Annotated in this window: 24 protein-coding genes; 11 read left to right on the forward strand and 13 right to left on the reverse strand. The window is 71.7% G+C overall.

The annotated features are described in order from the left end of the window. Positions 1 to 37 precede the first annotated feature (37 nt). Positions 38 to 1,699: a hypothetical protein gene (locus tag OHA98_RS06410; RefSeq protein WP_266927756.1), complete on the reverse strand. Its 1,662-nt coding sequence runs from the start codon at positions 1,697 to 1,699 to the stop codon at positions 38 to 40. Between the two features lie 283 nt (positions 1,700 to 1,982). On the opposite strand from OHA98_RS06410, the gene OHA98_RS06415 reads away from it, so the two are divergent. The 3 genes from OHA98_RS06415 to OHA98_RS06425 all read left to right on the forward strand — a co-directional run bounded on the left by OHA98_RS06415 (position 1,983) and on the right by OHA98_RS06425 (position 4,390). Then, the gene (locus OHA98_RS06415; RefSeq protein ID WP_266923218.1) at positions 1,983 to 2,153 is read left to right on the forward strand and encodes a hypothetical protein; all 171 of its coding nucleotides are present in this window, start codon (positions 1,983 to 1,985) and stop codon (positions 2,151 to 2,153) included. A 295-nt stretch (positions 2,154 to 2,448) separates the two neighbouring features. After that, on the forward strand, positions 2,449 to 3,828 hold the full coding sequence (gene gdhA, locus OHA98_RS06420) for an NADP-specific glutamate dehydrogenase (RefSeq protein WP_266923220.1): 1,380 nt from the start codon (positions 2,449 to 2,451) through the stop codon (positions 3,826 to 3,828). Between the two features lie 145 nt (positions 3,829 to 3,973). Then, entirely contained in the window at positions 3,974 to 4,390 is a 417-nt protein-coding gene (locus OHA98_RS06425; protein ID WP_323179520.1) for a helix-turn-helix transcriptional regulator, read from the forward strand. Positions 4,391 to 4,523: 133 nt separating this feature from the next. Here the strand turns inward: OHA98_RS06425 and OHA98_RS06430 are convergent, their stop codons facing one another. From OHA98_RS06430 to OHA98_RS06445, 4 genes are all read right to left on the reverse strand, one after another. Beyond that, positions 4,524 to 5,129: a ClpP family protease gene (locus tag OHA98_RS06430; RefSeq protein WP_266923222.1), complete on the reverse strand. Its 606-nt coding sequence runs from the start codon at positions 5,127 to 5,129 to the stop codon at positions 4,524 to 4,526. 1 nt (position 5,130) lies between these two features. Continuing rightward, complete coding sequence (locus OHA98_RS06435; protein ID WP_266923224.1) at positions 5,131 to 5,769, reverse strand: ATP-dependent Clp protease proteolytic subunit; 639 nt, start codon at positions 5,767 to 5,769, stop codon at positions 5,131 to 5,133. Between the two features lie 196 nt (positions 5,770 to 5,965). Further along, on the reverse strand, positions 5,966 to 6,637 hold the full coding sequence (msrA, locus tag OHA98_RS06440) for a peptide-methionine (S)-S-oxide reductase MsrA (protein ID WP_266923226.1): 672 nt from the start codon (positions 6,635 to 6,637) through the stop codon (positions 5,966 to 5,968). A gap of 69 nt (positions 6,638 to 6,706) precedes the next feature. After that, a complete protein-coding gene (locus OHA98_RS06445) occupies positions 6,707 to 7,810 on the reverse strand; it encodes a hypothetical protein (RefSeq protein WP_266923228.1) in 1,104 nt (367 codons plus the stop codon). A gap of 67 nt (positions 7,811 to 7,877) precedes the next feature. Here OHA98_RS06445 and OHA98_RS06450 point away from each other — a divergent pair, with 67 nt between their 5' ends. Next, the gene (locus tag OHA98_RS06450) at positions 7,878 to 9,023 is read left to right on the forward strand and encodes a cystathionine gamma-synthase (RefSeq protein ID WP_266923230.1); all 1,146 of its coding nucleotides are present in this window, start codon (positions 7,878 to 7,880) and stop codon (positions 9,021 to 9,023) included. Between the two features lie 74 nt (positions 9,024 to 9,097). On the opposite strand, the gene OHA98_RS06455 is transcribed toward OHA98_RS06450, so the two are convergent. The 4 genes from OHA98_RS06455 to OHA98_RS06470 all read right to left on the reverse strand — a co-directional run bounded on the left by OHA98_RS06455 (position 9,098) and on the right by OHA98_RS06470 (position 10,708). Further along, positions 9,098 to 9,289 (reverse strand): DUF1059 domain-containing protein, encoded by a 192-nt coding sequence (locus tag OHA98_RS06455; RefSeq protein ID WP_266923232.1) that lies wholly within the window; start codon positions 9,287 to 9,289, stop codon positions 9,098 to 9,100. A gap of 51 nt (positions 9,290 to 9,340) precedes the next feature. Further along, the gene (locus tag OHA98_RS42620; RefSeq protein ID WP_323179521.1) at positions 9,341 to 9,463 is read right to left on the reverse strand and encodes a hypothetical protein; all 123 of its coding nucleotides are present in this window, start codon (positions 9,461 to 9,463) and stop codon (positions 9,341 to 9,343) included. A gap of 135 nt (positions 9,464 to 9,598) precedes the next feature. Beyond that, complete coding sequence (locus tag OHA98_RS06465) at positions 9,599 to 10,093, reverse strand: sigma factor-like helix-turn-helix DNA-binding protein (RefSeq protein WP_266923234.1); 495 nt, start codon at positions 10,091 to 10,093, stop codon at positions 9,599 to 9,601. 84 nt (positions 10,094 to 10,177) lie between these two features. Then, positions 10,178 to 10,708 (reverse strand): MarR family winged helix-turn-helix transcriptional regulator, encoded by a 531-nt coding sequence (locus OHA98_RS06470; RefSeq protein WP_266923236.1) that lies wholly within the window; start codon positions 10,706 to 10,708, stop codon positions 10,178 to 10,180. Between the two features lie 156 nt (positions 10,709 to 10,864). On the opposite strand from OHA98_RS06470, the gene ilvA reads away from it, so the two are divergent. The 3 genes from ilvA to OHA98_RS06485 all read left to right on the forward strand — a co-directional run bounded on the left by ilvA (position 10,865) and on the right by OHA98_RS06485 (position 14,142). Next, a complete protein-coding gene (gene ilvA, locus OHA98_RS06475) occupies positions 10,865 to 12,094 on the forward strand; it encodes a threonine ammonia-lyase (protein WP_266923238.1) in 1,230 nt (409 codons plus the stop codon). Positions 12,095 to 12,301: 207 nt separating this feature from the next. Beyond that, positions 12,302 to 13,291: an ATP-binding cassette domain-containing protein gene (locus tag OHA98_RS06480; protein WP_266923240.1), complete on the forward strand. Its 990-nt coding sequence runs from the start codon at positions 12,302 to 12,304 to the stop codon at positions 13,289 to 13,291. Beyond that, positions 13,288 to 14,142, forward strand: coding sequence for an ABC transporter permease (locus OHA98_RS06485; protein ID WP_266923242.1), 855 nt, complete (start codon positions 13,288 to 13,290; stop codon positions 14,140 to 14,142). The genes OHA98_RS06480 and OHA98_RS06485 overlap by 4 nt, the downstream gene beginning before the upstream one ends. Before the next feature lie 148 nt (positions 14,143 to 14,290). On the opposite strand, the gene greA is transcribed toward OHA98_RS06485, so the two are convergent. Then, positions 14,291 to 14,788 (reverse strand): transcription elongation factor GreA, encoded by a 498-nt coding sequence (gene greA / locus OHA98_RS06490; RefSeq protein ID WP_266923244.1) that lies wholly within the window; start codon positions 14,786 to 14,788, stop codon positions 14,291 to 14,293. 183 nt (positions 14,789 to 14,971) lie between these two features. Then, entirely contained in the window at positions 14,972 to 15,382 is a 411-nt protein-coding gene (locus tag OHA98_RS06495; protein WP_266923245.1) for a DUF4307 domain-containing protein, read from the reverse strand. A gap of 98 nt (positions 15,383 to 15,480) precedes the next feature. Between OHA98_RS06495 and mca the strand changes: the two genes are divergently transcribed. Continuing rightward, on the forward strand, positions 15,481 to 16,362 hold the full coding sequence (gene mca, locus OHA98_RS06500) for a mycothiol conjugate amidase Mca (RefSeq protein WP_266923247.1): 882 nt from the start codon (positions 15,481 to 15,483) through the stop codon (positions 16,360 to 16,362). Between the two features lies 1 nt (position 16,363). Further along, positions 16,364 to 16,603, forward strand: coding sequence for a hypothetical protein (locus OHA98_RS06505; protein ID WP_266923249.1), 240 nt, complete (start codon positions 16,364 to 16,366; stop codon positions 16,601 to 16,603). 209 nt (positions 16,604 to 16,812) lie between these two features. On the opposite strand, the gene OHA98_RS06510 is transcribed toward OHA98_RS06505, so the two are convergent. Next, a complete protein-coding gene (locus tag OHA98_RS06510) occupies positions 16,813 to 17,931 on the reverse strand; it encodes a DUF4190 domain-containing protein (RefSeq protein ID WP_266923251.1) in 1,119 nt (372 codons plus the stop codon). 194 nt (positions 17,932 to 18,125) lie between these two features. Between OHA98_RS06510 and OHA98_RS06515 the strand changes: the two genes are divergently transcribed. Next, entirely contained in the window at positions 18,126 to 20,147 is a 2,022-nt protein-coding gene (locus OHA98_RS06515) for a thioredoxin domain-containing protein (RefSeq protein WP_266923252.1), read from the forward strand. A 75-nt stretch (positions 20,148 to 20,222) separates the two neighbouring features. Here the strand turns inward: OHA98_RS06515 and OHA98_RS06520 are convergent, their stop codons facing one another. Continuing rightward, complete coding sequence (locus OHA98_RS06520; RefSeq protein ID WP_266923254.1) at positions 20,223 to 20,912, reverse strand: hemolysin III family protein; 690 nt, start codon at positions 20,910 to 20,912, stop codon at positions 20,223 to 20,225. Between the two features lie 211 nt (positions 20,913 to 21,123). Here OHA98_RS06520 and OHA98_RS06525 point away from each other — a divergent pair, with 211 nt between their 5' ends. After that, on the forward strand, positions 21,124 to 22,959 hold the full coding sequence (locus OHA98_RS06525; protein WP_266923256.1) for a phosphoenolpyruvate carboxykinase (GTP): 1,836 nt from the start codon (positions 21,124 to 21,126) through the stop codon (positions 22,957 to 22,959). The last annotated feature ends 48 nt before the right edge of the window (positions 22,960 to 23,007 follow it).

Here is a 23,007-nt window from a genome sequence, read left to right on the forward strand (position 1 = left end):
CTTGCCTCCGGGGCAAGGGGTCCCGGGGCGGTCCCCGCTACCCGCAGCCCGTGCCCGTACCCGCGTTCGTGCCCGTACCCGGCAGCCTGTACCGCCCGTCCAGCCGGTAGTCACCGCCCCGGTCCACCGTGAGCCGCGACCATGCGCCGTCCCGGCGCACACACCCGCCGCCGTCCGCCCGCAGCCACGGGGAGTACGCGATCCGTACCCGTACCGAACCGGCCGCCGGCATCCGTACCACCAGCGAAGCCGCGTCCCCGCGCACCGCGGCACCGGGCGCGGACACCAACGGCACCGCGTTCCGGACCCGGTAGATCCGCCAGTCCGCGTCCTGCCAGACCGGTTCCAGCCAGTTTGTGCCGCGCCGTACGATCTCCGCCTCCGCCTCCGCCGGACCGTCCGGGCGCCCGCTGTGCAGGACCACCAGCCCGACGCCCCAGCGGTCGAGCCAGCCGCGGTACGTGAGGGGGTTCAGGGTGCCGTCGTAGAACAGCCGCCCGCGTTCCACGTCCAGTTGGCGGTTCCAGCCACGGGCCAGGCTGACGTGGGGGGCGAGTACGGCGGCCTCCCGGTGGTTGCGGGCCGGGACGGCCTCGACCCGGGTGCGGTCCGCGCCGAGCCGGTGCAGTGCGGCGACCACGCCTTCGGTGCGCGCGGCCCAGGAGGGCACGGCGTTGGAGACCTCCAGATCGTCGTCGGTCTTGTCCACCACCCAGCCGGTGTTGACGGCGAGCAGTGCCGCCAGTACCAGCACCCGCCCCCGCCGCGCGGTGCGCGTCCCGCGTCCCGTACCGCGTTCGCGTCCCGTATCGCGTTCGCGTCCCGTACCGCTTTCGCGTCCCGTATCGCCTGCGCGTCCCGTACCGCGTTCGCGGCGGACGCGCGTCAGCAGGGCGGCCAGCAGCACGGGCGGACCGGCGACCCCCACCAGCCGCTCCACGTTCGTCCCGATGGGCGAGGGCACCAGAAAGGTCAGGACCACCCCGAGCGCGTACACGGCGCTCGCGAACCGCACCACCCGCCAGCCGCCGTCGCGCGGCGCCGCCGGCCACACGGCCGCACAGGCGGCGAGCGGCATCCACAACTTCCCCGCGGGCATCGGCTGTTCGCCCGTGAACGGGAAGAGCGCGGTGGTCACGGCCACCACGGCGAAGGGCGGCAGGACCAGCGCCAGGGCCCGGTGCCACTGCCGGTCGAGCCCATGGGCCGCACCCACCACCACCAGGAACAGCCCCGCCACCGGACTGGCGGCCGTCGCCAGCAGCCCGCAGCCCGCCGCGAGCGCCGGACGGTTCCGCACGTACAGCAGCGCGACCAGCCCGAACGCCAGCCCCAGCGCGAACGTCGTCCGCCCGGAGGCGGCATTGCACCAGAGCAGCAGCGACCCCAGCACCGCGGGGGCCAGTGGCCACGGCACCCCGCTGCGCACACACAGCCGCCCCAGCGCCCACGATCCGAGCAGCCCGGCGGCGACGGAGACCGCCCGCACCCCGAACAGTCCCATCAACGGCGGCGCCAGCACGCTGTAGTTGGCGGTGTGCGTGCCGCCGTACCAGGAGAGGTTGTACGCGGACCAGGGATGCCGCGCCACGAATTCGGCCCAGGCGAACTGCGCGGCCAGGTCCCCGCCGCCGGTGGCCAGGACGGCCGCCCACACCGCGTACAGCGGCACCACGGCCAGCGTGGCGAGGAGAGGCACCCGCAGGAGCGCGCCGCGCCCGTCGTCCGCGGCGTCGGCGAGCGGGCCGGGCGGGTGTGTGCGGACGCCCTCGGTGATCCCCATCGCCCAGACCTTAACGGGGCCGGCGGCCCCTTGCCGCAGCACGGGAACGGGTGTCCGAAAGGGCTCGAACGGTGGCTCGGGACCTCTTCGCGCGCCGCCGGGTACAGGTGGCTACACCCCCACCTGGGGGGACGGCTCCCTCGTCGCGGCGGCCACCGATCGGGAGACTTGACGCATCACCCGAACCACGGAGGACATCATGAAGGCTCTGCTCTGGCTCGTCCTGTGCGTCGCGCTGGTCGCGAACGTGCTCAGCAACTTCGTCGTGGAGGGGGGCGCCCTCCAGATCGTGATGAGCTCCGTCGCGGGCATCGTGGTGATCGGTTCCGGTATCGGGCTCTGGATGCTGCGCGGACCGCGCGAATCCTGACCGGTGCGGGCTAAGGGCGGGGGGACGCGAACGCGGCGGCGACAGCCCGGGGCCATGGCCCCCGTGACTACGGAGACTGGGCCATGGCCCCGGTGACTACGGAGACTGCGGACCGGGTACATGCGAAGAGCCCCCCGTGGCGGCCAAACCGGTCGATGGAGGCCAATATGTGGATGCCTTCGAAGATCATCGGCCAGCTCTGGGACAATTGCGTCGTACAACGGTCCGTGCGTCACCCCTCGGGACGGGGGCGTCGACGTGCCTGTCGCCGACCCCCATGGAAGGTCTTGATCAGATGCCGGCCAGCCCCGCCCCGTCATTCCCCCGCGACGGGGAGCACAGCGTCATCGAACCGCTCTACGCCGAGATCCTGCGGCGCAACCAGGGCGAGAACGAATTCCACCAGGCGGTACGCGAAGTTCTCGAAACCCTCGGTCCGGTGCTGGCACGGCGGCCGGAGTTCGTCGACGCCCGCATCATCGAGCGGGTCTGCGAGCCGGAGCGCCAGCTGATCTTCCGGGTGCCGTGGGCGGACGACTCCGGCGACATCCACGTGAACCGCGGCTTCCGGGTCGAGTTCTCCAGCTCCCTGGGACCGTACAAGGGCGGGCTGCGCTTCCACCCCTCGGTCAACCTCGGGATCGTGAAGTTCCTCGGCTTCGAGCAGATCTTCAAGAACGCCCTCACCGGCATGCCCATCGGCGGCGGCAAGGGCGGCGCGGACTTCGACCCCAAGGGCCGCTCCGACGCGGAGATCATGCGGTTCTGCCAGTCCTTCATGACCGAACTCCACCGCCACCTGGGCGAGTACACCGACGTCCCCGCCGGTGACATAGGTGTGGGCGGCCGGGAGATCGGCTACCTCTTCGGCCAGTACAAGCGGATCACCAACCGCTACGAGTCCGGTGTGCTCACCGGAAAGGGCCTCGGCTGGGGAGGCGCCCAGGCCCGTACGGAAGCCACCGGATACGGCTGCGTCCTGTTCACCGCCGAGATGCTGCGCAGCCGGGGAGACTCCCTCGACGGCCAGCGCATCGCCGTCTCGGGTTCCGGCAACGTGGCCATCTACGCCATCGAGAAGGCCCAGCAGCTCGGTGCGACCGTTGTGACCTGCTCCGACTCCGACGGCTATGTCGTCGACGAGAAGGGCATCGACCTCGCCCTCCTCAAGGAGATCAAGGAGGCGGGCCGCGGCCGGGTCTCCGAGTACGCCGAACGCCGCGGCGAGCACGCGCGGTTCGTGCCCGGTACGGGTGTCTGGTCCGTGCCCGTCGATGTCGCCCTGCCCTGCGCCACCCAGAACGAACTCCACGAGGCCGACGCCCTCACCCTCGTACGCAACGGGGTGAAGGCCGTCGCCGAGGGCGCCAACATGCCCACCACCCCGGACGCCGTCCGGGTCCTCCAGGAGGCGGGCGTCGCGTTCGCCCCCGGAAAGGCGGCCAACGCGGGCGGGGTGGCCACCAGCGCGCTGGAGATGCAGCAGAACGCGTCCCGTGACTCCTGGTCCTTCTCGCACACCGAGGAGCGGCTCGCGGAGATCATGCGTCACATCCACGACTCCTGCTACACGACGGCCGAGCGCTACGGCAGCCCCGGCAACTACGTGGTGGGCGCCAACATCGCGGGCTTCGAACTGGTCGCGGAGGCCATGCTCGCGCAGGGCCTCATCTGATCCCCTGCGTACGCGCCTCGCGGGCGGGCCCCGATGCCCTTCCCGCGAGGCGGCCGCGTGTCACGGGACTTCGCCGACAGCAGATCCGCCCGGCGCGCAACGCCCGTGCGGTGCGGGCCGGGCGGGGCACTCCTACTCTGGAGCGGTGAGCACCCAAGCGACGAACCAAGCCCGCGTCATCCCCCTGCGCCCGGTCCCCGCGACACCTCCGGCCACCGCCGCGCCCGCCGCGCCCGCGCCCAGAGAGCCGCTGTGGCGCGACATCGTCGGGGAGGTCCTGCGCCGCGAGCGCCTGGCCCAGGAGCGCACGCTCAAGGACGTCGCCGACGCCGCACGGATTTCGATGCCCTATCTCTCCGAGGTGGAACGCGGCCGCAAGGAGGCTTCGTCGGAAGTCCTCGCGGCAGCCGCCCATGCGCTCGGCCTCGGCCTCGCCGATGTCCTCGGCCTGGCCCGGGGCGAGCTGATCCGGCTGACCTCGGTGCGCCCCCTGACCACCCGCCCCGTCCGGGTCGCCGCCCCGTCCCGGGCCCCGATGGGCGAGGTGCGCCTGGCGGCCTGAGCGCGGAGGCGTACGGCGGCGGGGCGAACCCCAGTACCGCCCCGCCGCTTCCCTGCCTCGCGCCCCCGCCGCTTCCCCGCCGCGCACCCCCTCCGCTCCCGCCCCGCACCCCCTCCGCTCCCCCCGGCGGTCCTCAGCCGCTGAGCGGGATCCTCCGGCTGAGCACCTCATCCGCGAGCCCGTAGGCCACCGCCTCGTGCGGGGTGAAGATCTTGTCCCGGTCCATGTCCGCGCGGAGCGTCGCCGGATCGTGGTCCGTGTGCCGGGACAGCACCTCCTCGACCTCGGAGCGGATCCGGAGCATCTCCTTGGCGTGCACGCGCAGATCCGATACGGTCCCCTGCTGCCCGCCGCTCGCCGGCTGTCCCAGGAGCACACGGGCGTGTTCGAGCACGAACCGCCGCCCGGGATCGCCCCCGGCCAGCAGCACCGCCGCCGTCGAGGCGGCCTGCCCCACGCAGAACGTCGAGATGGGCGAGGCGATGAAGCTCATGGTGTCGTAGATCGCCATCAGCGAAGTGAACGAGCCGCCGGGGGAGTTGATGTAGATCGCGATCTCCGTGTCCGGGCTCGACGACTCCAGATGGAGGAGCTGCGCGATGACGACGTTGGCGACCCCGTCGTCGATCTCCGTACCGAGGAAGATGATCCGCTCCGACAGGAGCCGGCTGAAGACGTCGTAGGACCGCTCGCCCTGCGGGGTGCGCTCGACGACGTTCGGAATCGTGTACTGGCCCATGTCAGAGTCCCACCCGTCGCCGCGGACCCGCCGGCCGTACGTCGTCCAGCGTGTCGACGACCCGGTCGACCATGCCGTACGCCTTTGCCTGCTCGGCCGTGAACCACCGGTCGCGGTCACCGTCGCGGGAGATCGTCTCCGCGCTCTGACCGGTGTGCTCCGCGGTGATCCGCTCGACGGCCTGCTTGGTGAACTCCAGGTTCTCCGCCTGGATCGCGATGTCGGCCGCGGTGCCGCCGATCCCGGCGGACGGCTGGTGCATCATGATCCGCGCGTTGGGCAGCGCGAAACGCTTCCCGGCCGTCCCGACGGTGAGCAGGAACTGCCCCATGCTCGCGGCGAACCCCATGGCGAGGGTGGAGACGTCGTTGGGTATCAGCCGCATCGTGTCGTAGATCGCGAGCCCGGCGGACACCGAGCCGCCGGGGCTGTTGATGCAGAGGCTGATGTCGGTCCGCGGGTCCTCCGCCGACAGCAGGAGCAACTGCGCGCAGACCCGGTTCGCGGAGACCTCGTCCACCTGCGTGCCGAGGAAGACGATCCGCTGGGTCAGGAGCTGCGCGGCGAGATGGTCGTCGAACCGCGTCGAGGGCGTGTCCTCCGACGCGGCGCGCGGATACGGGGCGGGGTGTGGCGACATCGGTCCTCCCGGTGGGGTGGTGCGGCAGTGGCCGCCGCGTTCCCTCCACCTTTGACCCGCCCGCGCCGCGACCGGGCATTTCTCGGCCGGCAGCAGATTCGCCACCGGCAGATCGGCCCGGAACACGAAAGCGGCGGCACCGGGCCCGAAGACCTGCCGCCGCCGCTTTCCCGCACGCGCTCACCCCGATGCGCGGTCACTCACCCGACGACGCCGGAGCCACCCCGATCGGGCACGAAACGCCGGTCCCGCCGATCCCGCAGTAGCCCGCCGGGTTCTTGTCCAAGTACTGCTGGTGATACGCCTCCGCAGGCCAGAACGGCCGGCCCTCCGCCGGGAGGATCTCCGTGGTGATCGTCCCGAAGCCGGAGCCGGTCAGGACCCGCTGGTACGCCTCGCGGGACGCGGTCACCGCCGCCGCCTGCTCGGGGGAGTGGGTGTAGATCGCCGAGCGGTACTGGGTGCCCACGTCGTTGCCCTGGCGGAAGCCCTGGGTCGGGTTGTGGGACTCCCAGAACAGCTTGAGCAGCTCCGCGTACGTGACGGTCTTCGGGTCGAAGACGACCCGGACGGCCTCCGTGTGGCCGGTCAGGCCCGAGCAGGCCTCTTCGTATGTGGGGCTCTCGGTGTATCCGCCCTGGTAGCCGACGAGGGTCGTCCAGACACCCTCCGTCTGCCAGAACTTGCGCTCGGCACCCCAGAAGCAGCCCAGGGCGAAGTCCGCGACCTCCAGACCCTCGGGGTAGGGGCCGAGCAGCGGATTGCCCAGGACCGTGTGGCGGGAGGGCACCGTGAATCCGGGGGTGGGACGGCCGCGCAGGGCCTGCTCGCGGGTGGGGAGCTCGGGGGTACGGCTGTTCAGGAACATACGGGGGCTCCTCCGGGGGCCGGGTGCGGGTCGCTTCGTACAACAAAGGCGCGGCGGTCAGGATTCCGGTCAGCTCGGCAGCGTGGCGGGGCTGCCTCCGTTCGCCTCGTAACCGGCGACCGCGAGCGCCCGGTAGACCGTGTACTCGGCCGCCGGGTCCGGGTCCTGCGTCCACGGCAGTGCCCCCACGTGCCCGTCGATGTGGACGATCTGGTTCATCGCCTCGGACCAGCGTTCCATCCGGACGAGGAACAGCACCAGGAGATGGCGTACATGGGCGAGCATCGGGTCGTCCGCACGGGCCGCGTGCACCGCGAACAGCGCCCCCTCGACCGCCTTCGTCACCACGGCACCCCGGTAGAAGCCCTGCACCAGATTGACCTCGGGCAGATGCTCGTACACCGCGAACAGCGGCAGCGCGGCGAGCAGCGATCCCTGCGGGGCGCGGGCGGCGGCCGCGGTGGCGAACCGTTCGGCCTCCTCGCGCGAACCGTGCCACTTCTCGCACCAGAAGTGCAGCGCGGCGATGTGCGCTCCCATGTGCGCCGGGGCCCGGTCGATGATCTTCGCCCAGAGCTGGTCGAACTGCTCGTGGGAGTAGCCCAGTCCACGGGCCGCGGACAGTTCGACGATGTACGGGACGGGGTCGCCGGGCGCCAGCAGCGCGGCCTCGCCGCAGACCGTGCGGGCCTCCTCCAGGATGATCCGGAAGTCGTCGGAGCCCGCGGTGGACGACCGCCACGCCTGCTGCACCAGGAACTCGGCGTGCACCGCGGCGCCGCCCGCGTCCTTGGCCGATTCCGAACGCCAGTTGCGCAGCCATGCCCCGCCCACGCCCGGCTGCCGCGCCAGCTCCAGCGAGGCCGCGCCCGCGAACGCCTGCACCCGCTGCCAGCGGACCTCGCCCTCCTTCGGCGTACCGGCGAGCAACTGTGCGGCGGCCCGCCAGTCCTGGGTGCGCTGGACGACGTCCAGGACATCGAGCAGGTCCTGGTCGGGGCCCGGCATCCGGACGTCCAGATCCTCCTGGCGGACAAAGCCGTACGTGTCCGGGTCGGCCGCGTCCGGGGAGCCGGGGGCGACCTGGCGGATACCGCCGCGACGGCGCAGCATGATCGGACCGATCACGGCGGCGAACATGCACAGCGCGAGCAGGAACCACAGAATCTCCATGGCTCCATTGTCCCCGGACGGCGCAGTGGCCCGTGCGGGCCCTCTCGACGAACTACGCTCGGGCCTCATGAGCGACCAGCACAGCTTTGAGACCCTCGCGATTCACGCGGGAAACACCGCCGATCCCCTCACCGGCGCCGTGGTTCCGCCCATTTACCAGGTGTCCACGTACAAGCAGGACGGCGTGGGCGGACTCCGGGGCGGCTACGAGTACAGCCGCAGCGCCAACCCCACCCGTACCGCCCTGGAGGAGAACCTCGCGGCCCTGGAGAACGGACGGCGCGGTCTGGCCTTCGCCTCCGGCCTCGCCGCCGAGGACTGCCTGCTCCGTACGCTGCTGACCCCCGGCGACCATGTGGTCATCCCGAACGACGCGTACGGCGGCACGTTCCGGCTGTTCGCGAAGGTCGTCTCCCGCTGGGGCGTGGAGTTCTCGGTCGCCGACACCTCGGACGTGGCGGCGGTTCGGGCCGCGATCACCCCGCGCACCAAGGCGGTCTGGGTCGAGACCCCGTCCAACCCGCTGCTCGGGATCACCGACATCGAGGCCGTCGCGGGCGTGGCCCAGCAGGCGGGGGCGCGCCTCGTCGTCGACAACACGTTCGCCAGCCCCTACCTCCAGCAGCCGCTCGCGCTCGGCGCGGACGTCGTGGTGCACTCCACCACCAAGTACATGGGCGGGCACTCCGATGTCGTCGGCGGCGCGCTGGTCGTCAACGACGCGGAGCTGGCCGACGAGCTGGCGTACCACCAGAACGCGATGGGGGCCGTCGCCGGTCCGTTCGACGCCTGGCTCGTGCTGCGTGGCATCAAGACCCTCGCGGTCCGCATGGACCGGCACACCGAGAACGCCACGAAGGTCACCGAGCTGCTGACCCGCCACCCCAAGGTGACCCAGGTCCTCTACCCGGGCCTGCCGGAGCACCCGGGGCACGAGGTGGCCGCCAAGCAGATGAAGGCGTTCGGCGGCATGGTGTCGTTCCGGGTCGCCGGCGGCGAGGAAGCGGCCGTGGAGGTCTGCAACCGGGCGAAGCTCTTCACGCTCGGTGAGTCCCTGGGCGGCGTCGAGTCGCTCCTGGAGCACCCGGGCCGGATGACGCACGCCTCCGCCGCGGGCTCCCCGCTGGAGGTACCGGCCGACCTGGTCCGCCTGTCGGTGGGCATCGAGAACGGCGACGACCTGCTGGCCGACCTGACCCAGGCGCTCGGCTGATCCGGACGGCCGGCCGGGACCAGTCCCTGTGCACGACGGTGCCCGTCCGTTCCGGGCGGGCACCGCGCGGGATGTCAGACGGCGGCCTTCTCGTCCTCCAACGAGGCCCTGACCTGCTCACGCAGTTCGGGGCTGTCGGTGTGTTCGTGGACCGAGACGGCGTGCTCGGACGCGGCGCGTACGACTTCCTCCTCCTCACCGGAAATGGTGAGGGAGCAGTTCGAGACGCTCGGGTACTTGCGGCAGTCGGCGATCTTCCTGGTCATGTCGGCCTCCTTCGGATGGGGCGTCGACCGGCTCTTCCAGGATAGTTCCGTTCACCAGCCCTCCAGGGGTGGAGTCGTCTCGGCGGGCGGGACAACCCACGGCTGCTCCACCGCCGCCCACACCGCGAACGCGATCACCGCCACGGCCAGCAGGCACATCGCCAGCCGGTGCACCGCCCGCCGGCGCCGCAGCAGCCGGTCCCCCTTCCGCGCCGCCCGTACCGCCAGGTCGGCCGGGACCCGTGGATGCGGGCCCCCCCAGCATCCGGCGGACCTGGTCCACCTTGCGGTCCGGGCCGCTCCCCGGGCTCATGCCGTGGCCTGCGGACGCCGTGCGGCGGGCCGGGCCGCCCGGGACCCTGGGCCGGAGCGCAGCGCCGTGACCGCCCGGCTGCAGATCGCCCGTACCCGGTCGGGCGGCAGCCCGAGCAGTGACGCGGTCTGTTCCTCCGCGACCCCTTCGTACAGGCGCAGGACGAGGACGAGGCGTTCCCGCGGAGTCAGCCGTTCCAGGAGGCCGCCGCGCGGACGGTGGTGACGCCGGGCCTCCCGGGCGAAGCGGACGGCCAGGTCCTGCCGGGTGCGGTCGTAGGGGTCCTCGCCGCACAGCCGGTCCCAGTCGGCGTACGTCCGGGCCAGCGCGGCGCGGAGCAGCCCTTCGGCCCGCGCGTTGGCGCCGGGCGGGTGGGCCGGTTCGGCGGTGAGGAGCGTGGCCGTGTGCAGCAGACGCCCCGCCGCGCCCGCGACGAAGTCCTCGAACTCCTGGGCGCGGCGGCGCTGCCGGTCCGTGTGCGGCACTCGCATGCCTCATCGGAGACCCCGTACGGCCCTCCGGTCAAGGGGCGTGCGCGAACCGGCGGCCGACGGTGACCGGCGCGGGCCTGGGCCTCAGCTGTCCTGCGGGCTCAGATGGGCGGCCTGGCGTGCGGCCAGCGCCGTGTTGAAGCGGGTGAGCAGGGCGCAGAAGGTGTCGCGCTCCTCGGCGCTCCACTCCTCGGTGACCTGGGACATCAGCTCGCGCCGCGAGGCGCGGACCTCGTCCAGGCGGGCCTGGCCGCGCGGCGACAGCTGGAGCACGACGGCCCGGCCGTCCTCCGGGTGCGAGGTGCGCTTGACCAGGCCGGTGTCGACGAGCGGGGCGACCTGCCGGGTCACGGTCGAGGAGTCGATCCCCATCCCCGCGGCCAGCGCCTTGACGCCCATCGGGCCTTCCCGGTCCAGCCGGTTCAGCAGCAGATACGCCGCCCGGTCCATGGAATTGCGGACCTGGCCGACACCGCCGAGGCGGGTCTGCTCGGCACGGCGGGCGAAGACGGCCACCTGGTGCTGGAGGGCGTCGAGCAGGCGGTCGGGACCCGGGTGTTCGGGGACGGCGCCCCCGGAAGGAGACGCAGCAGTCGTCATGTCCTGAGGGGGCATGGCCGGGGGCTCTCTTCGTGCGGTGTCGGATGGGTGGGGGACAGAGTACGCGGCCGGGGGGCAACGCGTACCAGCGCTGCACAAACCTGTGGACAACACCGCGGGCGCCGTGAGACAGGTCGGCCCGGATCGGCCCGAGCTGCAAGACTTGCTGTCATGACCTTCCGCGCACCAGGCTCCCTTCCTCCCGTGATCCTCGATGACATCCGCGGGGCACGGAAGATGCTGGCCGGTGTGGCCAGGGTGACCGCGATGGAGGGCAGCCGCCATCTGTCCGGCCTGGTGGGCGCGCCGGTCCACTTCAAGTGCGAGAACCTCCAGCGCACCGGTTCGTTCAAGCTGCGGGGCGCGTACGTGCGGATCTCGGGCCTCAGCCCCGTCGAGCGGGCGGCCGGGGTGGTCGCCGCGAGTGCCGGTAACCACGCGCAGGGTGTCGCCCTCGCCTCGTCCCTCCTCGGCGTACGGTCGACGGTCTTCATGCCCGTGGGCGCGCCGTTGCCGAAGGTCGCGGCGACCCGGGAGTACGGGGCCGAGGTCCGGCTGCACGGCCATGTCGTCGACGAGACCCTCGCCGCCGCCGAGGACTACGCGCAGCGGACGGGCGCGGTCTTCATCCACCCCTTCGACCACCCGGACATCATCGCGGGCCAGGGCACCGTCGGCCTGGAGATCCTGGAGCAGTGCCCGGAGGTCCGCACCATCGTCGTCGGCGTCGGCGGCGGCGGTCTCGCCGCGGGCATCGCCGTCGCGGTGAAGGCCGTGCGCCCGGACGTACGGATCGTCGGGGTGCAGGCGGCCGGCGCGGCCTGCTACCCGCCGTCGCTGGAGGCCGGCCGGCCGGTGTCGCTCCGGTCGACGCAGACGATGGCGGACGGCATCAGGGTGGGGCGCCCCGGCGACGTACCGTTCGGGATCGTCGAGGAGCTGGTCGACGAGGTCCGTACGGTCACCGAGGACGAGCTGTCCAGTGCGCTGCTGCTCTGCCTGGAGCGGGCGAAGCTGGTCGTCGAGCCGGCCGGCGCGAGCCCGGTGGCGGCGCTGCTGAGCGATCCGAAGGGGTTCAGGGGGCCGGTCGTCGCGCTGCTGTCGGGCGGCAATGTGGACCCGCTGCTGATGCAGCGCATCCTGCGGCACGGCATGGCCGCCGCGGGCCGCTATCTGAGCCTGCGGCTGCGGCTGACGGACCGGCCCGGCGCGCTGGCCACGCTGCTGGCCGCGCTGTCCCTCGCGGACGCCAATGTCCTGGACGTGAGCCATGTGCGGACCGATCCCCGGCTGGGGCTCACCGAGGCCGAGGTGGAACTGCATCTGGAGACCAAGGGCCCGGAGCACTGCGAGGAGGTCGCGGCGACCCTGCGCGGGGCCGGGTACCTCGTCATGAGCTGAGCTGAGCTGAGCTGAGCTGAGCTGAGCCGGGCTGAGCCGGGCTGAGCCGGGCTGAGCCGGGCTGAGCCGGGCTGAGCCGGGCTGAGCCGGGCTGAGCCGGGCTGAGCCGGGCCCGGACCGCCGCGACGGTGTTCGCCGGGCGCGCCGGGACCCGCGTACCTAGGATCTGGCAGAGGAAGTCACCCAAGAGCAACCGGGGGATCCCCTATGCCGGGAGCGATCTACGCCGAGGATCTGGTGAAGACCTTCGGTGACGTACGAGCACTGGACGGCGTCGGCTTCGACGTACCGGAGGGCACCGTGCTGGGCCTCCTCGGGCCCAATGGCGCGGGCAAGACGACCGCGGTGCGCGTGCTGACCACCCTGCTCAGGCCGGACAGCGGCCGGGCCGTGGTGGCGGGCATCGACGTGCTGAGGAAACCCAACGAGGTACGCCGCTCGATCGGGCTGTCCGGCCAGTTCGCCGCCGTCGACGAGTATCTGACCGGCCGCGAGAACCTCCGGATGGTCGGGCAGCTCTACCAGATGAGCTCCAGGGACGCGAAGGTCCGGGCCGGGGAGCTGCTGGAGCGGTTCAACCTCGCCGACGCGGCAGACCGCACCGCCAAGACGTACTCCGGAGGCATGCGCAGGCGCCTCGACCTCGCCGCCGCGCTCGTCGTGTCGCCGCCCGTGATGTTCATGGACGAGCCCACGACGGGGCTCGACCCGCGCAACCGACAGCAGCTGTGGGAGGTCATCCAGGAGCTGGTGGCGGGCGGTACGACGCTGCTGCTGACCACGCAGTATCTGGAGGAGGCCGACCATCTGGCCCATGACATCTGTGTCATCGACCACGGCAAGGTCATCGCACGCGGCACCGCCGACCAGCTCAAGGCCCGCATCGGCGGCGAGCGCGTCGAGGTCGTCGTCCACCGGCCCGACCAGATCGAACCCGCCCGGACGGTGCTCGGCGACCTGGGCGCGGGCGAGGTCACCGTCGCCGAGCTGTCCCGCAGACTGACCGTCCCGGTGACCGGCGGGGCCCGTCTGCTGGCCGAGGTCATCCGCGATCTCGACACCCGCGGCGTCCAGATCGACGACATCGGGCTCCGCCGCCCCACTCTCGACGACGTCTTCATCTCGCTCACCGGGCATGCCGCGGAGCTGGAGAGGGATGGCAACAGCGGGAACAACGGGAAGGAGTCCGGCACATGAGCGCCCTCACCGAGCCCGCGCCCCGGCCGGCGGGCCACCGGCCGGAAGGCGGCATCGGGCAGTCCGTACGCGACTCGCTCGTCATCGCCCGCCGGAATCTGATCCGGATGGCACGCATCCCGGAGATGATCATCTTCGGGCTGGTGCAGCCGATCATGTTCGTCGTGCTGTTCAGCTACGTCTTCGGCGGTTCGATGGTGATCGCCGGCTCCACCGACGCCACCGAGTACCGCAACTTCCTGATGGCGGGCATCTTCGCGCAGACCGTCACCTTCGCCACCGCGGGCGCCGGAGCGGGCATCGCCGACGACATGCACAAGGGCCTCATCGACCGCTTCCGCTCGCTGCCCATGGCGCGCGGCGCGGTCCTCACCGGCCGTACCCTCGCCGACCTGGTCCAGACGACGCTCACCCTGGTGGTCCTGGCGATCGTCGCCCTGCTGGTCGGCTGGCGCACCCACGAGAACTTCGGCAAGGTGCTGGGAGCCTTCGGGCTGCTCCTGCTGCTGGGCTACGCCTTCTCCTGGATCGGGGCGCTCATCGGACTCACCGTCCGCACCCCCGAGGCCGCGACGTCGGGCGGGCTGATCTGGCTCTTCCCCGTCACGTTCATCTCGAACGCGTTCGTGCCCACCGAGAACATGGCGGGCTGGCTCCAGCCGATCGCGGAGTGGAACCCGTTCAGCGCGACCGTCCAGGCCTGCCGCGTACTCTTCGGCAACCCGGGCGTGTCTCCGTCGGACGCCTGGCCGATGGTGCACCCGGTCTGGGCCTCGCTGCTGTGGTCGCTGCTGATCCTGGTGGTCTTCCGGACCCTGTCCGTACGCAAGTACCGGCGGGCCACGGTCTGACCGGCGGCGGTCCGGCAGCCGACGGTCAAAGGGGCGGCGGTCCGGGTGGCGGCGGAACGTTCCGCCGCGCCGGCGAATCGTTCCGGCGCGGGCACGAAAGAGCCTCCGGCCCATCGGACCGGAGGCTCCTTCACGGGAAGGTCCCCGCTCAGCCGGTGTACGGCTTCGCGCTGAGGATCTTCACCGTGGCGGTCTTGCCGTTCGGCAGCTCGTACTCGGCGTCGTCGCCCATCCGCTTGCCGTTCACGCCGGTGCCCAGCGGGGACTGCGGGGAATACGTCTCGATGTCCGAGCTGGCGTACTCGCGCGAGGCGAGCAGGAAGGTCAGCGTGTCGTCCGGGTCGCCGTCGAAGGCGATCGTCACGACCATGCCGGGCTCGACCACGCCGTCGTCGGCGGGGGCCTCGCCGACCTTCGCGTGCTCCAGGAGCTGGGTGAGCTGGCGCACCCGCAGCTCCATCTTGCCCTGCTCCTCCTTGGCCGCGTGGTACCCGCCGTTCTCCCGGAGGTCACCCTCCTCACGGGCCGCCGCGATCTTTACGGCGATCTCCGTGCGCGCGGGACCAGACAGGTACTCCAGCTCGGCCTTGAGCTGGCTGTACGCCTCCGGCGTGAGCCAGGTGACGTTTTCGCTGGTCTGGGTCACAGGTGCTCCTCGTCGGTACTGGGAATACAAAGCATCGCCCTACCCAGAAGCATGTGCCTCCACGGGTGGGCGAAACCACGAGCCTAACAATTCCGCAGGAAAAGGGGGAGAAGGTAAAACATCAATCCCGTATCCGGGCAGGTCAGCACCCGGACGGAGCGGATCAGGGGCGGCCCGGATCCGTCAACGCGAGGACCCGCCGCCCGCCGTGCAGCCCATCAGCTCGACCGCGGTCGCCCTGGACGTCGTACGCAGGGCCACGACGTCGTCGATCCGGTCGGAGGGCTGATCGAAGCGGAAGTCCCTGCGCGCGACCTCCCGGCCGTCCTCGCTCAGGGCGCGGAGCGTGCAGTAGCCGCCGCCGTCCTTGCGCACTTCGAGATGGACCTCGGCCCGGGTGTCCGACACGATCTTGGACTTGATCACCTCGGCGCTGATGCCCCGGCCGCCGACGTAGTCGAAACCGATCCAGGCGACCACGCCGAGCAGGACGACTCCCAGGGACGCCCCGATGATCTTCAGCTTGCGGTCGGCGCGCTGATCCTCGGTCCGGCCGTAGCGCCCCTCGGGCGTGGCCTCACGAACCGCCGTCATGATCGTTCCTCCTGTGCCGGGGATCGAGGAATTTTCCACCCCCCGGTTCGGTCACTATAGAAGCCGCACAATGCGACCAATCACTGAGGATCGAAGCTTTGACTGAGCAGCTGCGCCTGATGGCCGTTCACGCCCACCCCGACGACGAGTCGAGCAAGGGCGCGGCCACGATGGCCAAGTATGTGTCCGAGGGGGTGGACGTGCTGGTCGTGACCTGCACGGGGGGCGAGCGCGGCTCCATCCTCAATCCGAAGCTCCAGGGGGACGCGTACATCGAGGAGAACATCCACGAGGTGCGCCGGAAGGAGATGGACGAGGCCAGGGAGATTCTGGGCGTCAAGCAGGAGTGGCTCGGTTTCGTCGATTCGGGGCTGCCCGAGGGCGACCCGCTGCCGCCGCTGCCCGAGGGCTGCTTCGCGCTGGAGGACGACGAGACGGCGGCGGGGCGTCTCGTGTCGAAGATCCGCGCCTTCCGGCCGCAGGTCATCACCACGTACGACGAGAACGGCGGATATCCGCACCCGGACCACATCATGACCCACAGGATCACGATGATCGCGTTCGACGGTGCGGCCGACACGGAGAAGTTCCCCGAGGACGAGTTCGGCCCGGCCTGGCAGCCGCAGAAGCTCTACTACAACCAGGGCTTCAACCGGCCGCGCACCGTCGCCCTCCACGAAGCGCTCCTCGCCCGCGGACTGGAGTCCCCGTACGGCGAGTGGCTGGAGCGCTGGAAGGAGTTCGAGCGCGACGAACGCACGCTGACCACGCATGTTCCGTGCGACGAGTTCTATGAGATCCGCGACAAGGCGCTGATCGCGCACGCGACGCAGATCGATCCGGACGGCGGCTGGTTCCGGGTGCCGATGGACATCCAGCGGGAGGTCTGGCCGACCGAGGAGTACGAGCTGGCCAAGTCTCTGGTCGATACCTCCCTCCCCGAGAGCGACCTCTTCGCGGGCATCCGCGACAATGCCTGATATGTACGCGACCCAGGCACTGACGCACCTCGTCCCGCTCGCCGCCGAAGAGCTCGACAAGAACAAGGTCACTCCCGGCGTTCTCGGCTTCCTCGTCTTCGCGGCACTCGCCGTCGGCGTGTGGCTGCTGATGAAGTCGATGAACCGCCACATGGGCAAGGTCGACTTCGTGGAGGCGCCGGATCCGGACGCCGTCCCGGACGGGACGGCGGCGGAGGCCGCCGCCGCGCCGCGCACATAGTGCCGTGACCGGTCCGTGGACGCGCTCGCCGGCCGAGGGCGTCCACGGACCGGCCCATGCCTCGCCCCGCTCGTCCCGGGTGCGCCCGTACCGCTCCAGCGCGGTGCGCCGCGCCTCCTCCTCCACGGCGCGCACCAACAGCCGTTCGGCTTCCGCCCGATGGCTGTCCGGCATGTGTGTCCCCCTCCGAGAGCCGCCCGGCGGCCGGGTCAGGCGGACAGGCCGGAACCGCCGGGCAGTTCCAGCCCCAGGGCCTGCCGGGCGGCCGCCTCCTTCTCGGGCGTGACCGTGCTCCGGGTGAGGGCCAGTCGCTCCTTGAAGGCGTCCACGGTCGGGGCGGTGGACGCGCGGCGCATCGCCGCGGCGGAGGCCTCGAACCCGTCCGCGAGAGCGGCCACCGGCCTGCGCGCGGACTCGGGGAGCGCGGCGGCGCGGAGCAGCCGGGCGGACTCGGCGTGGCTGTCGGCCGCCCGCCCGGACCAGGACTTCGCCGCGGCGAAGTCGCTGTCGGGACCCTGCGGCGGCATACCGAACCGCGCGATGTCGGCCGGCCGGAGAGCATCGAGGTACGCCAGCTGTGCGGCGTCCCAACCGCTCCGGTCCTGGCGGACGGAGGTGTCGAGCACTCCGGACGCGTCCGCCACCCAGCACAGCACCGTACGGTCCCCGCTGTCCCAGCGGTCCATCTGCGGGAAGTAGAAGAAGGTGCGCACCCGGGGGAGGGTCAGGGGGTCCGGCGCGAAGTCGGCCAGGAGCGGGGCGCATCCCTCGCGCGCGGCCTCCCCGATCGCGGCCGCCCCCGGGAACGCGCTGTCGATCTGGAGGCGGAACGTCCCGTACACCTCCGCCCGGTGGGCCGATCCGCAGGGGATGAGCTCGGCCGAGATGTCCGCGATGGACTGCCCGTCGACGGTCGGCAGGCCCGCACCCGGAGTGAAGCAGTCGCCCTCCTCCAGGTCGTAGACGGAGAACCCCGGCGCACTGCCGCTCCGGCCGGCACCGCGCGTGGAACCGCCCTCCGACTCCCAGGCGTAGAACCGCACGCCGCCGATGACGGTCAGGAAGGCGGCGAGCGCCGTGACGACCGCCCCCACCACCACACCGGCGACGGCCAGGCCCTTGCCCCGCCGGCCATTGCGGGGGATCCGCACCAGCGCCACGATCCCGGCGATCAGGCCCAGCGGAGCGAGACAGACCAGCAGGGACAGGACGAGCGAGGTGACCGCGAGACCGCTGAGCGGCTGCTGCGGCACCGGCTGCTGCCAGGATCCGTAGGGGCCCTGCGGGGACGGCGGACGCGGGTACGAGGGCGGAGGCTGCTGCGACACGGCGGTATCCCCTGTCCCTTTCGGGAGTTGCGAGCGGGTACGTCCGTGTGGGGCCGGGCTGAGGGCACCGTAGCACTGTGCGCCTTTTTTGGCCGCTCAGCGGGGGGCCGGCGGCCCGCCGGGCACGGAGCGGCCGAGCCCCCGCCGCTGTGGCGCACCGGCGGGGGCTCTCCGCATGCGCGAGGATTGCCCGTATGGCCAACCGACTTGCGCAGACCACGTCCCCGTACCTGCTCCAGCACGCCGACAATCCCGTCGACTGGTGGCCGTGGTCGCCCGAGGCGTTCGAGGAGGCGCGCAGGCGGAATGTGCCGGTGCTCCTCAGCGTCGGCTACGCGAGCTGCCACTGGTGCCATGTGATGGCGCACGAGTCGTTCGAGGACGACACCGTGGCCGCGTATCTGAACGAGCACTTCGTGCCGGTGAAGGTCGACCGCGAGGAGCGGCCCGATGTCGACGCGGTCTACATGGAGGCGGTGCAGGCGGCGACCGGGCAGGGGGGCTGGCCGATGACCGTCTTCCTGACCGCGGACGCCGAACCCTTCTACTTCGGTACGTACTTCCCGCCCGAGCCCCGGCACGGCTCGCCCTCCTTCCTCCAGGTCCTCGAAGGGGTCGGCGCCGCCTGGACCGACCGGCGTGAGGAGGTCGCCGAGGTGGCCGCGCGCATTGTGCGGGACCTCGCGGGGCGGTCGCTGGCGCACGGGGGCGAGGGCGTGCCGGCGGAGCCGGAGACGGCGCAGGCGCTGCTCGGGCTGACCCGGGAGTACGACGAGAAGTACGGCGGGTTCGGCGGCGCGCCGAAGTTCCCGCCGTCCATGGCGGTCGAGTTCCTGCTGCGGCACCATGCCCGCACCGGGGCCGAGGGCGCGCTCCAGATGGCGGCCGACACCTGTGGAGCGATGGCCCGGGGCGGGATCTACGACCAGCTCGGCGGCGGTTTCGCCCGCTACTCGGTGGACCGGGAGTGGGTCGTCCCGCACTTCGAGAAGATGCTCTACGACAACGCGCTGCTGTGCCGGGTGTACGCCCATCTGTGGCGTGCCACCGGCTCGGACCTGGCCCGCCGGGTCGCCCTGGAGACCGCCGACTTCATGGTGCGCGAGCTGCGCACGGCGGAGGGCGGCTTCGCCTCCGCGCTGGATGCCGACAGCGAGGACGCGGGCGGCAGGCATGTGGAGGGCGCGTTCTACGTGTGGACGCCCGCGCAGCTGCGCGAGGTGCTCGGGGAGGAGGACGCCGCCTTCGCCGCGGCGCTCTTCGGCGTCACCGAGGAGGGCACCTTCGAGGAGGGGGCCTCCGTCCTCCGGCTGCCGGAGAGCGGCGACGGGGCGGACGCCGCGCGGGTCGAGGGCGTACGGGCCAGGCTGCTCGCGGCGCGCGAGGAGCGGGCACGGCCGGGCCGGGACGACAAGGTGGTCGCCGCCTGGAACGGGCTCGCGATCGCCGCGCTCGCCGAGACCGGAGCGTACTTCGGCCGGCCCGACCTGATCGAGCGGGCCACCGAGGCGGCCGATCTGCTCGTACGGGTCCACCTGGGCGATGTCGCCCGGCTCTCGCGGACGTCCAGGGACGGGCGGACGGGCACCAACGCCGGGGTGCTGGAGGACTACGGCGATGTCGCCGAGGGCTTCCTCGCGCTGGCAGCCGTCACCGGCGAGGGGGTCTGGCTGGAGTTCGCGGGCTTCCTGCTGGACATCGTGCTGGAGCAGTTCACCGGCGAGGGCGGGCAGTTGTACGACACCGCGCACGACGCCGAGCAGCTGATCCGCCGCCCGCAGGACCCCACCGACAGTGCCACTCCGGCCGGCTGGACCGCGGCGGCGGGCGCACTGCTCTCCTACGCCGCGCACACCGGCTCCGAGGCCCATCGCACCGCCGCCGAAGGCGCCCTGGGCGTGGTGAAGGCGCTCGCGCCGCGTGCGCCCCGGTTCATCGGCTGGGGGCTCGCCGTCGCGGAGGCGCTGCTCGACGGGCCGCGCGAGGTGGCCGTCGCCGGGCCGGTCGGCGGTGAGCTGCACCGTACGGCGCTGCTGGGCCGGGCGCCGGGCGCGGTGGTCGCCGCGGGTGAGGGGCCGGACGCCGGAGCGGAGTTCCCGCTGCTGGTGGACCGGCCGCAGGTGGGCGGGGAGCCGACCGCGTATGTGTGCCGGCACTTCGTCTGCGACGCGCCGACGACGGACGCGGCCGAGCTGGAGCGCAGGCTGGGCGGCTGAGGTCCGGTACGGGGAAGGGGCCGCGTCCCGGCGGGATGCGGCCCCTTCCCCATGACGGCGCGCGCGCCGGGTGGCTCAGCCGTGCTGGTAGGCCACCAGCGAGATACCGACGTAGTGCACGACGAAGGCCGCCAGGGTCAGCGAGTGGAAGACCTCGTGGAAGCCGAACCAGCGCGGTGACGGGTTGGGCCGCTTGATCCCGTAGATCACGCCGCCCACGCTGTAGAGCAGCCCGCCGACGACGACGAGGACCAGCACCGCGATGCCGCCGGTGCGCAGGAAGTCGGGCAGGAAGAAGACCGCGGCCCACCCCATCGCGATGTAGCAGGGGGTGTAGAGCCAGCGCGGGGCACCGACCCAGAACACCCGGAAGGCGATTCCCGCCACCGCCGCCGCCCATACCGCCCAGAGGAGGGGCCGCCCGGTGGACTCCGGGAGGAGGAGCAGGGTCAGCGGGGTGTAGGTGCCCGCGATGATCAGGAAGATGTTGGCGTGGTCGAGGCGCCTGAGCACGGCCTCGCCGCGCGGGCCCCAGTTGCCGCGGTGGTAGACGGCGCTCACGCCGAACAGCAGGCACGCGCTCACGATGTACACCGCGCAGGCGATCCGGCCGCGGGTGCTGTCGGTCAGGGCGATCAGGGTGACCCCGGCGATCAGCACCGCGGGGAACATTCCGGCGTGCAGCCAGCCGCGCATCCGTGGTTTCACCGGTACGGGGTCGAGGGCGACGGGTTCGGGCGCAGCGGCAGCGGCGGCAGAAGTCATGTCCGCATGCTACCTACGCCACCGTAGGTAACGGATACGAGTGGTGATGCTCACGTGGGCGGCCCCCTGGACATATGGGCGAAACGGTCGGATGATCAAATGAGTGCAGTCGGCACCGGATGAGCGCCAGGGGAAATCGAAAGGTTCGAAGCGTCCGGGTCGCGGCCCCCACGGGGCAACTGACAACAGACACCCTCAACTAGGAGCGATCGTGGCGCGCGACATCGCGGCTCCCCCCACTGCCCCCACCAACCACCAGGAGCTGGTCTCCTGGGTCGACGAGATCGCAGCCATCACCCAGCCGGACCGGGTGGTCTGGTGCGACGGCTCCGAGGCCGAGTACGAGCGCCTGTGCGGGGAGCTCGTGGCCAAGGGCACGTTCACCAAGCTCGACGGGGCCAAGCGCCCGAACTCGTACTACGCCGCGTCCGACCCGAGCGATGTCGCCCGCGTCGAGGACCGCACCTTCATCTGCTCCGCGGAGGAGAAGGACGCGGGCCCGACCAACCACTGGAAGGCGCCCGCCGAGATGCGGGAGATCTTCACCGGTGAGCAGGGTGTCTTCCGCGGCTCCATGCGCGGCCGCACCATGTACGTCGTGCCCTTCTGCATGGGCCCCGTCGGCTCGCCGCTCTCCGCGATCGGGGTCGAGATCACCGACTCCGCGTACGTCGCCGTCTCCATGCGCACCATGACCCGCATGGGACAGGCCGTCCTGGACGAGCTCGGCGCCGACGGCTTCTTCGTCAAGGCCGTCCACACGCTGGGCGCCCCCCTGGCGGAGGGCCAGGAGGACGTTCCGTGGCCGTGCAACTCCACCAAGTACATCTCGCACTTCCCCGAGGACCGGGAGATCTGGTCCTACGGCTCCGGCTACGGCGGCAACGCCCTGCTCGGCAAGAAGTGCTACGCGCTGCGCATCGCGTCCGTCATGGCCCGTGACGAGGGCTGGCTCGCCGAGCACATGCTGATCCTGAAGCTCACGCCGCCGCCCGGTGAGTCGGAGACCCCCAAGTACATCGCGGCCGCGTTCCCGTCGGCCTGCGGCAAGACCAACCTCGCCATGCTGGAGCCGACGATCCCCGGCTGGACCGTCGAGACCATCGGCGACGACATCGCCTGGATGCGGTTCGGTGAGGACGGCCGCCTCTACGCGATCAACCCCGAGGCCGGATTCTTCGGCGTCGCGCCCGGCACCGGCGAGCACACCAACGCCAACGCCATGAAGACCATGTGGGGCAACTCCGTCTTCACCAACGTCGCGCTCACCGACGACGGCGACGTCTGGTGGGAGGGCATGACCGAGGAGGCGCCCGCGCACCTCACGGACTGGAAGGGCAACGACTGGACCCCCGAGTCCGGTACGCCCGCCGCCCACCCCAACGCCCGGTTCACCGTCCCCGCCGGCCAGTGCCCGATCATCGCGCCGGAGTGGGAGGACCCGAAGGGTGTGCCGATCTCGGCCATCCTCTTCGGCGGCCGCCGGGCCTCGGCCGTACCGCTGGTCACCGAGTCCTTCGACTGGCAGCACGGTGTCTTCCTCGGCGCCAACGTCGCCTCCGAGAAGACCGCCGCCGCCGAGGGCAAGGTCGGCGAGCTGCGCCGCGACCCGTTCGCCATGCTGCCGTTCTGCGGCTACAACATGGGCGACTACATGAACCACTGGGTGAAGGTCGGCGCGGACAAGGCCGATCAGTCGAAGCTCCCGAAGATCTACTACGTGAACTGGTTCCGCAAGAACGAGGCGGGCAAGTTCGTCTGGCCCGGCTTCGGCGAGAACAGCCGCGTCCTCAAGTGGATCGTCGAGCGTCTGGAGGGCCGGGCCGAGGGCGTCGAGTCCCCGATCGGCATCCTGCCGGCCAAGGGCTCGCTCGACACCGAGGGCCTGGACCTCTCCGAGTCCGACCTGGACTTCCTGCTCACCGTGGACAGGGAAGTCTGGCGCGAGGAGGCCGCGCTGGTCCCCGAGCACCTCAACACCTTCGGCGACCACACGCCCAAGGAGCTGTGGGACGAGTACCACGCGCTGGTCGAGCGCCTCGGCTGACGCGGGCCGGACACGGCCCGGGGCGGCGCCCGTCGCGGCGCCGCCCAC

Origin of the sequence: Streptomyces sp. NBC_00654, assembly GCF_026341775.1 — a bacterium.
Taxonomy (GTDB): domain Bacteria; phylum Actinomycetota; class Actinomycetes; order Streptomycetales; family Streptomycetaceae; genus Streptomyces.

Coding starts and splice junctions, on each gene's coding strand:
- OHA98_RS06465 (WP_266923234.1), bottom strand. CDS start 10,093: ATGCGAGTGCCGCACACGGACCGGCAGCGCCGCCGCGCCCAGGAGTTC.
- OHA98_RS06515 (WP_266923252.1), top strand. CDS start 18,126: ATGGCCAACCGACTTGCGCAGACCACGTCCCCGTACCTGCTCCAGCAC.
- OHA98_RS06470 (WP_266923236.1), bottom strand. CDS start 10,708: ATGCCCCCTCAGGACATGACGACTGCTGCGTCTCCTTCCGGGGGCGCC.
- OHA98_RS06445 (WP_266923228.1), bottom strand. CDS start 7,810: ATGGAGATTCTGTGGTTCCTGCTCGCGCTGTGCATGTTCGCCGCCGTG.
- OHA98_RS06480 (WP_266923240.1), top strand. CDS start 12,302: ATGCCGGGAGCGATCTACGCCGAGGATCTGGTGAAGACCTTCGGTGAC.
- gdhA (WP_266923220.1), top strand. CDS start 2,449: ATGCCGGCCAGCCCCGCCCCGTCATTCCCCCGCGACGGGGAGCACAGC.
- OHA98_RS06485 (WP_266923242.1), top strand. CDS start 13,288: ATGAGCGCCCTCACCGAGCCCGCGCCCCGGCCGGCGGGCCACCGGCCG.
- OHA98_RS06505 (WP_266923249.1), top strand. CDS start 16,364: ATGTACGCGACCCAGGCACTGACGCACCTCGTCCCGCTCGCCGCCGAA.
- OHA98_RS06415 (WP_266923218.1), top strand. CDS start 1,983: ATGAAGGCTCTGCTCTGGCTCGTCCTGTGCGTCGCGCTGGTCGCGAAC.
- OHA98_RS06430 (WP_266923222.1), bottom strand. CDS start 5,129: ATGGGCCAGTACACGATTCCGAACGTCGTCGAGCGCACCCCGCAGGGC.
- OHA98_RS06450 (WP_266923230.1), top strand. CDS start 7,878: ATGAGCGACCAGCACAGCTTTGAGACCCTCGCGATTCACGCGGGAAAC.
- msrA (WP_266923226.1), bottom strand. CDS start 6,637: ATGTTCCTGAACAGCCGTACCCCCGAGCTCCCCACCCGCGAGCAGGCC.
- OHA98_RS06495 (WP_266923245.1), bottom strand. CDS start 15,382: ATGACGGCGGTTCGTGAGGCCACGCCCGAGGGGCGCTACGGCCGGACC.
- ilvA (WP_266923238.1), top strand. CDS start 10,865: ATGACCTTCCGCGCACCAGGCTCCCTTCCTCCCGTGATCCTCGATGAC.
- OHA98_RS06455 (WP_266923232.1), bottom strand. CDS start 9,289: ATGACCAGGAAGATCGCCGACTGCCGCAAGTACCCGAGCGTCTCGAAC.
- OHA98_RS06435 (WP_266923224.1), bottom strand. CDS start 5,769: ATGTCGCCACACCCCGCCCCGTATCCGCGCGCCGCGTCGGAGGACACG.
- OHA98_RS06520 (WP_266923254.1), bottom strand. CDS start 20,912: ATGACTTCTGCCGCCGCTGCCGCTGCGCCCGAACCCGTCGCCCTCGAC.